This window comes from Pseudomonas artemisiae, assembly GCF_057128685.1.
This window is the reverse complement of record NZ_JBSKHS010000014.1, coordinates 94,963-103,167: the sequence shown is the minus strand read 5'-3', so window position 1 is coordinate 103,167 and position 8,205 is coordinate 94,963. Positions and strand designations below refer to the sequence as shown.

Sequence of the window (8,205 nt, the reverse complement as noted above, 5' to 3'; positions counted from 1 at the left end):
GACCTAAGCCCTGTAGCGTACAGGGCCCAGGCTCAAACGGCTTAACGATCACTGTCCAGGTTTTGGGGCGCAGTTCAGGTTAGTACCGCTCTTCCGGCAAGCTGGCGAGGATTGCCCGGTAGCTGTGCATACGCTGGGGGTGGATACGACCGTGGTCCAGTGCTTGCAGCAGAGCGCAGCCCGGCTCGCGGTCATGTTTGCAGTCGCGGAAGCGGCAATGGCCCAGCAGGCCGTCGAATTCGATAAAGCCCGCCTCTACGTCGTCTCGGCTGACGTGTACCAGGCCAAACTCACGGATGCCTGGGGAGTCGATTAAGTCACCGCCATCGGGGAAGTGGAACAGCTTGGCCGTAGTGGTGGTGTGCTGGCCCTGGCCAGACCAATCCGACAATGCGCCCACGCGAGCCTCTGCCGCAGGTAGCAGGCGGTTGACCAGGGACGATTTGCCCACGCCCGACTGGCCCACGAACACGCTGGTGTGGCCTTTGAGCCGTTCCTTTAGCTGCTGCATGCCGTCGCCTTCATGGGCAGAGACTTCCAGCAGCGGGTAGCCCAACTGGCGATAGACCGCCAGCAGGTCGTTCAGGGCGGCTTCGTTGTCCGGGCTGATCAGGTCGGCCTTGTTCAGCAGCAACAAGGGGTGAATCCCGGCGTGTTCCGCCGCCACCAGGTAGCGATCGATCAGGTTGGCATGGGGCTCGGGTGCCGGCGCGAACACGATCACGATCAGGTCTACGTTGGCCGCCACGGGTTTAAGCTGGCCGCGATGATCCGGGCGGCAGAGTTCGGTACTGCGTGGCAACTGCGCCACGATCACGCCAATGCCCTGATTGCCAGCGCGCCAGACTACTTGGTCGCCGGTGACCATCGCAGGCAGGTTGGCCCTTAGGTGGCAGCGGAACACCTGGCCGACGCGTTCGCCTTGCTGGGCTTCTACTTCTACCTGCACGCCATAGTGCGCGATAACCAGGCCGGTTTCTTCTGGGCCCAGGTCGCCGCCCTCAAGGGCGTCCAGCGCAAGGGAGTCGCGCTTGGCCGCGCGCTCGGCGCGTTCGTTCTGAATTTTGTCGATGCGCCAGGCCTGGCGACGGTTAAGCTGGCGTTTGGCCATGAAAGTACCGAAAAGAGGGGACCGATAGGTAGGCGCGCGACAGCGGCCCAGGGTCGAGGCGCGAGTCTAGCATGCGCCGGTAAGCTACACTGCGCAGTCTTGTCGAGGAGACCGCAATGCTCAACCCCACTAACCTGATCTGGATCGACCTGGAAATGACCGGGCTGGACCCGGACACCGACGTCATCATCGAAATGGCGACCATCGTTACAGACAGCAACCTCAATACCCTGGCCGAAGGCCCGGTGATCGCCATTCACCATAGCGATGATGTTCTGGCGCGCATGGACGAATGGAACACCCGCCAGCACGGCGGCTCCGGGCTAACTGAGCGCGTGCGCCAGAGCACCTTGAGCATGGCCGACGCCGAGCGGGAAACCCTGGCGTTTCTGGAGCAATGGGTACCCAAGGGCAAATCGCCTATCTGCGGCAACAGCATTTGCCAGGATCGCCGCTTCCTGTATCGCCATATGCCCGCCTTGGAAGGTTACTTCCATTACCGCAACCTGGACGTCTCTACCGTGAAGATTTTGGCAGGGCTGTGGGCCCCCGAGGTGCGTGACAGCCTGAAGAAAGGCGGTAGCCACCTGGCCCTGGACGACATCCGCGATTCCATTGCCGAGTTGCAGCACTACCGCCAGCATTTCCTCAAGGTGTGAGGCTTAGGCCCCCTCGCCATGACGGGTAAGGGCCCACTCCACATGCTCGCGCACCAGTGGGGACGAGTGAGCACGGCGGGCTTTTAATGCCTCGACCACGGCAATGGTGGTGGGGGCATTGCCAAGCCCCACGGCCAGGTTGCGCAGCCAGCGTTCAAAACCTGCCCGCCGCAGCGGTGAGCCTTCCGTGTGCGCCAGAAACTGCTCTTCGTCCCAGCGGAACAGCACTGCCAGTTCGCTGTTATCCAGGCCGTGTCGGGGGGTGAAGTCTGTTTCAGCGGTAGGGCGGGCGAAGCGGTTCCAAGGGCAGACCAACTGGCAGTCGTCACAACCGAACACCCGATTACCGATCAGCGGGCGCAGGTCTTCGGGAATCGAGCCTTTATATTCGATGGTCAGGTACGAAATGCAGCGCCGGGCATTGAGCTGGTAAGGCCCGACGAAGGCATTGGTGGGGCAAATGTTCAGGCAGGCCTGGCAGCGGCCGCAATGTTCGCTGTCATAGGGGGCGTCCTCAGGCAGCGGCAGGTCGACGAACAGTTCGCCAAGGAAGAAGTAACTGCCTGCCTTGCGGTTCAACACCAAGGTGTTTTTGCCGATCCAGCCTAGCCCCGCCTGCTGGGCGATGGCTTTCTCCAGTACCGGCGCGCTGTCTACAAAAGCCCGATAGCCGAAGGGGCCAATAACCGCGCCAATGCGCTCGGCCAGTTGCTGCAAGCGCTTGCGCACCACCTTGTGATAGTCCCGGCCCAAGGCGTACCGGGAAATATAAGCGGTTTGCGGCTGGGCCAGGCGTTCGGCCATGCGCGTGTCGCCGGGCAGGTAATCCATGCGCACCGAAACCACCCGCAGCGTGCCGGGTACCAGTTCGTCTGGCCGCCAGCGCTTGCTGCCATGGGCGGCCATATAGTCCATTTCGCCATGGTGGCCCGCCTCCAGCCAACGCTGCAGGTGGCCCTCATGCTCGCCCAGCGACAGGCCACTGATGCCCACTTGCTGGAAGCCCAGTTCGCGGCCCCAGGCCTTGATGGACGTGGCGAGTTCTGCAAGGTCGAGGGTGGCGGTGGGCATGTAAGAAGGAAACCAAAGCGTGAATGGGTATAATTCTGCCAGACATCCAGGCCAATGGTTGAATGATGGCGCCTCTTACTGCTCTACCCGACGTACTGTACTCCGCCGCCCAGGTCCGCCAGCTCGATGCTCAGCTGATTGCCGCGGGCACGCCTGGGCTCGAACTGATGGGCCGCGCCTCGGCGGCCTGCTGGCAGGCGCTACGCTCGCGCTGGCCGGACGCGAAAGCCGTCACTGTCTTTGCGGGGGGGGGTAATAACGCCGCCGATGGGTTTCTGATCGCGGCCCTGGCCCAGCATGCGGGCTGGCAGGTACGGGTCTATACCTTGGCCGACCCTGCCCAGCTTCGCGGGGACGCCGCCGCCGCCTTCGCCGAGGCACGGCAGGCAGGCGTTCACTGCCGCCCCTGGGAGCAGGGCGAGCCATTGCAGGGCGTGCTGGTCGATGCCCTGTTCGGTACCGGCCTGACTCGCGAAGTCACCGGTGCCTATCGCCAGGCGATCAACGCTATCAATGGCAGCGGCCTGGGCGTATTGGCCGTGGATATTCCTTCTGGCTTGAGCGCGGATACCGGCCATGTGTTGGGCGAGGCGGTAAAGGCCCAGGTCACCGTGACCTTTATTGGCCTCAAGCTGGGTTTGTTCACCGGAGAGGCCCCGGCCTATGTGGGCGCACTGGTGTTCGATGCCTTGCAAGCCGCACCGGCCATCCTCGCCCAAGCGGCCACCGAAGCCCGCCTGCTCGGGCCTGGCCGGTTGCCCTTGCCCGCGCCCCGCCAACCTACCGCCCACAAGGGGCAGTTCGGCCGCGTGCTGGTCATTGGCGGTGAGCGCGGTACCGGTGGCGCCGCCATCATGGCGGCCGAAGCCGCCCTGCGCAGTGGCGCGGGCATGGTGTCGCTGGCCACCCGAGACATGCACCTGGCTCCGGCCTTGAGCCGCCTGCCCGAGGTGATGACAGCCGCCGTGGCGTCCGCCAACCAAGTGCTGCCCCTGATAGAAGCCGCGTCTGTGCTGGTAGTGGGGCCTGGCATGGGTACGTCGGCCTGGGCTCGTGGCCTGTTATCGGCTGCCGCCAGCCACAACCTGCCACAAGTGTGGGATGCCGATGCCCTGAACCTGCTGGCCAAAGGTGTAGTGACCCTGCCAGCGCAGGCCGTGATTACCCCGCACCCCGGCGAGGCGGCACGCTTGCTGGGCATCAGCACCGCGCAAGTCCAAGCGGACCGGCCCGCGGCAGTCAGGGCGTTGGCCCAGCGTTACCAGTGTGTCTGCGTGCTCAAGGGGGCGGGTAGCCTGATCGCCACGCCTGAGGGCGAGCTTGCCTTGTGTGACCGTGGCCACCCCGCCATGGCTACTGCGGGGTTAGGGGACGTACTGTCTGGGCTGATCGGCGCCTTGCTGGCCCAACACATGGCGCCCTTCGACGCCGCATGCCTGGGCGTATGGCTGCACGCTCGGGCCGGTGAGCTTCAAGGCGCCCAAGGGCGGGGCCTGGCTGCCGTTGATCTGATTCCTTCCATTCGTCAGTTGCTCGAGGAGGTAGCCCCATGCGCAGCCTGAGCCTGTTCATCGCCGATGAAGCGGCTATGACCGCGTTAGGGGCCAAGCTTGCCGGCGCTACCGATGGCCGTGGAACCTTGTTTCTTGAAGGGGACCTGGGCGCTGGCAAAACCACTCTTTCACGGGGGGTCGTTCGCGGCTTTGGGCATGCCGGCGCTGTCAAAAGCCCTACCTTCACCCTCGTGGAACCTTATGAGCTGGACGGCACCACGCTGTATCACTTTGACCTCTACCGCCTGGCCGATCCCGAAGAGCTTGAATTCATGGGTATTCGGGATTACTTCGACGACAATGCACTGTGCTTGGTGGAATGGCCGGCCAAGGGCCAGGGCGTTTTGCCAAAGCCTGACCTGACCATTACCATAAGCGCCCAAGAGCAAGGGCGCCGTCTCGATATGAGCGCTGGCAGCTCCCGTGGTGAATCGTGGTTGGGCGCATTGGCGCCTGTTTATAGATGAAGGGGTGGGGAACGTATGCGCATTCGCGCGCTGGTCGCAGTCGTGGGACTCTGGCTTACGGCCTTTGCGGTCGACGCCATGGCGGTCACACAGGTCAAAAGCATGCGCTTGTGGCGGGCCCCGGATAACACGCGCCTGGTCTTCGACCTGTCAGGTCCGGTAGAGCACAGCGTATTCACGCTAACGGCACCGGACCGGCTGGTCATTGACATCAATGGCGCAACACTGGACAGCCCCCTGAAGGTGTCCACCGCCAATACACCCATTACCAGTGTACGCACGGCGCAACGTACACCGACGGACCTGCGGGTCGTGGTGGACTTGAAAAAAGCCCTTACGCCCAAGAGCTTTACGCTGGCGCCTAACCAGCAGTACGGCAACCGCCTGGTGGTCGACCTGTATGACCAGCCTTCGGACGCCGAACCCGTGCCCTTGCCGCCGACTATTGCCACGACGCCCGCGGTGCCCGTGACCCCGGCCAAGCCTGAGATCAAGCTGACCCCGGTGCCCAATGGCAAGCGCGACATCATCATTGCCATCGACGCCGGCCACGGTGGTGAAGACCCCGGCGCCTCAGGCTCCCGTGGGGAGCACGAAAAAGACGTGGTACTGGCAATCGCCCGTGAGTTGCAACGGCAGATCAACCAAGAGAAGGGCTTTCGCGCTGAACTGACCCGCACCGGGGACTACTTCATCCCGCTGCGCCAGCGCACGGAGATCGCCCGCAAGAAGGGTGCCGACCTGTTCGTGTCCATTCATGCGGACGCCGCGCCCTCTTCAGCGGCCTACGGCGCTTCGGTGTTTGCGCTGTCGGAGCGCGGCGCTACCTCCGAAACCGCCCGCTGGCTGGCTGACAGCGAAAACCGTTCCGACCTGATTGGTGGTGCCGGTAACGTGAGCCTGGACGATAAAGACCGGATGCTGGCCGGGGTGCTGCTGGACCTGTCCATGACCGCCTCCCTCAGCTCCAGCCTCAACGTTGGGCAAAAGGTGCTGAGCAACATTGGCCAAGTGACTACCTTGCACAAGAACCGGGTAGAACAGGCGGCGTTCATGGTACTCAAATCCCCGGACATTCCGTCGATCCTGGTGGAAACCGGCTTTATTTCCAATTCCGGCGAATCCAGCAAGCTGCGTTCGGCGTCCCATCAACAAGCCTTGGCCCGCTCCATACGTGCAGGGGTGAAACAGTTCTTCGAACAGAACCCACCGCCAGGCACCTATATCGCTTGGCTGCGTGACTCAGGCAAGCTGGCCCGGGCCGAAAGCGAGCACACCGTGCGCAGCGGCGAGACCCTCCCAATGATTGCAACCCGTTACCAGGTGTCGGTCAGCGCCTTGCGCAGCGCCAATGACCTGAGCGGCGACGACTTGAAGATCGGCCAGTTGCTGGTCATCCCGTCCGCTGCCGTGGCTGCCCAATGATGGCGGCGCCCGGGCGCATCGAGCTGCTCACGCCACGGCTGGCGAACCAGATTGCCGCCGGGGAGGTGGTCGAGCGGCCTGCCTCGGTGATCAAGGAGCTGCTGGAAAACAGCCTGGACTCCGGCGCCAAGCGGATCGACGTGGACGTGGAGCAGGGTGGCGTCAAGCTGCTGAAGGTGCGCGATGACGGCTCAGGCATCGCCTCCGATGACTTGCCCCTGGCCCTGGCTCGCCACGCCACCAGCAAGATCCGCGACTTGGAAGACCTGGAGCGGGTAATGAGCCTGGGCTTTCGCGGTGAGGCGCTGGCCTCCATCAGTTCGGTGGCGCGGCTGCTGCTTACGTCCCGCACCATCGATGCCGAACAGGCCTGGCAGGTTGAAACCGAAGGTCGGGACATGGCCCCTAGGGTGCAGCCTGCTGCCCACCCGGTGGGTACTTCGGTGGAAGTGCGCGATCTGTTTTTCAATACCCCGGCGCGGCGCAAGTTCCTAAAAAGCGAAAAAACCGAATTCGATCACCTGCAGGAAGTGATCCGCCGCCTGGCGCTGGCTCGCTTCGATGTGGCCTTTCACCTGCGCCACAACGGTAAAAGCGTGCTCACGTTGCACGAAGCGCCCGACGAGGCCATGCGCGCTCGGCGGGTAGGCGCCATTTGCGGCCCAGGTTTCCTGGAGCAGGCGATGCCTATCGAGGTAGAGCGCAGCGGCCTGCGTTTATGGGGGTGGGTCGGTTTACCTACCTTTTCGCGTAGTCAGGCGGATATGCAGTACTTCTTCGTCAATGGCCGGGCAGTGCGCGACAAGCTGGTCGCTCATGCGGTGCGCCAGGCCTACCGTGACGTACTGTTCAATGGCCGTCATCCCACCTTTGTGTTGTTTCTGGAAGTAGACCCGGCCATGGTGGATGTGAACGTGCATCCCACCAAGCATGAGGTGCGCTTCCGCGATGGGCGCATGGTCCATGATTTCCTCTATGGCACCCTGCACCGCGCCTTGGCGCAGGTGCGGCCGGAAGATCAACTGGCCGCCGCGCCTGCCGCCACTGCCGCGATCGTGCGCCCCTCCGGGCCTGAAGCTGGCGAGTTCGGCCCACAGGGCGAGATGCCCCTGGCGGCGCGCGCCACAACCTTGCAGCCGCGGTACACTCCGCCACTGTCCGCCACCCAGGGCAGCAGCAGTGGCGGTGGCGGTAACCATGGCGCCTGGGCGGGGCCCGAGCGCCGCCCGCAGGCCGTGCCCTTGGCCGAAGCCAGTGGTGTGTACCAGGCGTTTTTCGCGCCCCTGCCCACTGCTACCGAAGCCGCGCCGGCCTTGCCAGCAACCCAAGATGAAATTCCGCCGCTGGGGTTTGCCTTGGCGCAACTCAAAGGGATTTACATCCTGGCCGAAAACGCCCACGGGCTGGTGTTGGTCGATATGCACGCGGCCCACGAGCGCATCATGTATGAACGCCTTAAGCTGGCCATGGCCAGCGAGGGCCTGAGTGGCCAACCACTCTTGGTCCCGGAATCTCTAGCATTGAGCCAACGCGAGGCAGACTGCGCCGAAGAGCATGCGGCCTGGTTCTCCCGGCTTGGGTTCGAGCTACAGCGTCTTGGGCCTGAAACGCTCGCAATCCGGCAGATCCCGGCCTTGCTCAAGCAAGCCGAAGCGAATCGCCTGGTAGCCGATGTGCTAGCCGACCTGATGGAGTACGGCACCAGCGACCGTATTCAAGCGCACCTGAACGAACTGCTCGGCACTATGGCGTGCCACGGTGCGGTGCGTGCCAATCGGCGCCTGGCGGTGGCTGAAATGAACGCGTTATTGCGGGACATGGAAACCACCGAGCGCAGTGGCCAGTGCAACCATGGTCGCCCCACCTGGACCCAACTGGGCGTGGACGAGCTGGATCGGCTTTTCCTGCGAGGGCGCTAG

Annotated in this window: 7 protein-coding genes; 5 read left to right on the top strand and 2 right to left on the bottom strand. The window is 63.7% G+C overall.

Features of this window, described 5'->3' with window-relative positions:
* Positions 1–79: 79 nt before the first annotated feature.
* Positions 80–1,111, bottom strand: a complete 1,032-nt coding sequence (gene rsgA / locus ACWKV4_RS16430; RefSeq protein ID WP_483833155.1) for a small ribosomal subunit biogenesis GTPase RsgA — start codon at positions 1,109–1,111, stop codon at positions 80–82.
* A gap of 116 nt (positions 1,112–1,227) precedes the next feature.
* On the opposite strand from rsgA, the gene orn reads away from it, so the two are divergent.
* Positions 1,228–1,770: an oligoribonuclease gene (gene orn, locus ACWKV4_RS16425; RefSeq protein ID WP_483833154.1), complete on the top strand. Its 543-nt coding sequence runs from the start codon at positions 1,228–1,230 to the stop codon at positions 1,768–1,770.
* A 3-nt stretch (positions 1,771–1,773) separates the two neighbouring features.
* Here the strand turns inward: orn and queG are convergent, their stop codons facing one another.
* On the bottom strand, positions 1,774–2,841 hold the full coding sequence (queG, locus tag ACWKV4_RS16420; RefSeq protein WP_483833153.1) for a tRNA epoxyqueuosine(34) reductase QueG: 1,068 nt from the start codon (positions 2,839–2,841) through the stop codon (positions 1,774–1,776).
* A 65-nt stretch (positions 2,842–2,906) separates the two neighbouring features.
* Here queG and ACWKV4_RS16415 point away from each other — a divergent pair, with 65 nt between their 5' ends.
* The 4 genes from ACWKV4_RS16415 to mutL are packed head-to-tail and all read left to right on the top strand — an operon-like array spanning position 2,907 to position 8,205.
* A complete protein-coding gene (locus ACWKV4_RS16415) occupies positions 2,907–4,403 on the top strand; it encodes an NAD(P)H-hydrate dehydratase (RefSeq protein WP_483833152.1) in 1,497 nt (498 codons plus the stop codon).
* A complete protein-coding gene (gene tsaE, locus ACWKV4_RS16410) occupies positions 4,391–4,861 on the top strand; it encodes a tRNA (adenosine(37)-N6)-threonylcarbamoyltransferase complex ATPase subunit type 1 TsaE (protein WP_483833151.1) in 471 nt (156 codons plus the stop codon). The genes ACWKV4_RS16415 and tsaE overlap by 13 nt, the downstream gene beginning before the upstream one ends.
* A gap of 15 nt (positions 4,862–4,876) precedes the next feature.
* A complete protein-coding gene (locus ACWKV4_RS16405; RefSeq protein WP_483833150.1) occupies positions 4,877–6,286 on the top strand; it encodes an N-acetylmuramoyl-L-alanine amidase in 1,410 nt (469 codons plus the stop codon).
* Positions 6,286–8,205, top strand: coding sequence for a DNA mismatch repair endonuclease MutL (gene mutL / locus ACWKV4_RS16400; RefSeq protein WP_483833160.1), 1,920 nt, complete (start codon positions 6,286–6,288; stop codon positions 8,203–8,205). The genes ACWKV4_RS16405 and mutL overlap by 1 nt, the downstream gene beginning before the upstream one ends.

What these genes read in the sequence shown, in the direction of transcription:
- ACWKV4_RS16415 (WP_483833152.1), top strand. Translation starts at nt 2,907, where the DNA reads ATGGCGCCTCTTACTGCTCTACCCGACGTACTGTACTCCGCCGCCCAG.
- queG (WP_483833153.1), bottom strand. Translation starts at nt 2,841, where the DNA reads ATGCCCACCGCCACCCTCGACCTTGCAGAACTCGCCACGTCCATCAAG.
- orn (WP_483833154.1), top strand. Translation starts at nt 1,228, where the DNA reads ATGCTCAACCCCACTAACCTGATCTGGATCGACCTGGAAATGACCGGG.
- rsgA (WP_483833155.1), bottom strand. Translation starts at nt 1,111, where the DNA reads ATGGCCAAACGCCAGCTTAACCGTCGCCAGGCCTGGCGCATCGACAAA.
- mutL (WP_483833160.1), top strand. Translation starts at nt 6,286, where the DNA reads ATGGCGGCGCCCGGGCGCATCGAGCTGCTCACGCCACGGCTGGCGAAC.
- tsaE (WP_483833151.1), top strand. Translation starts at nt 4,391, where the DNA reads ATGCGCAGCCTGAGCCTGTTCATCGCCGATGAAGCGGCTATGACCGCG.
- ACWKV4_RS16405 (WP_483833150.1), top strand. Translation starts at nt 4,877, where the DNA reads ATGCGCATTCGCGCGCTGGTCGCAGTCGTGGGACTCTGGCTTACGGCC.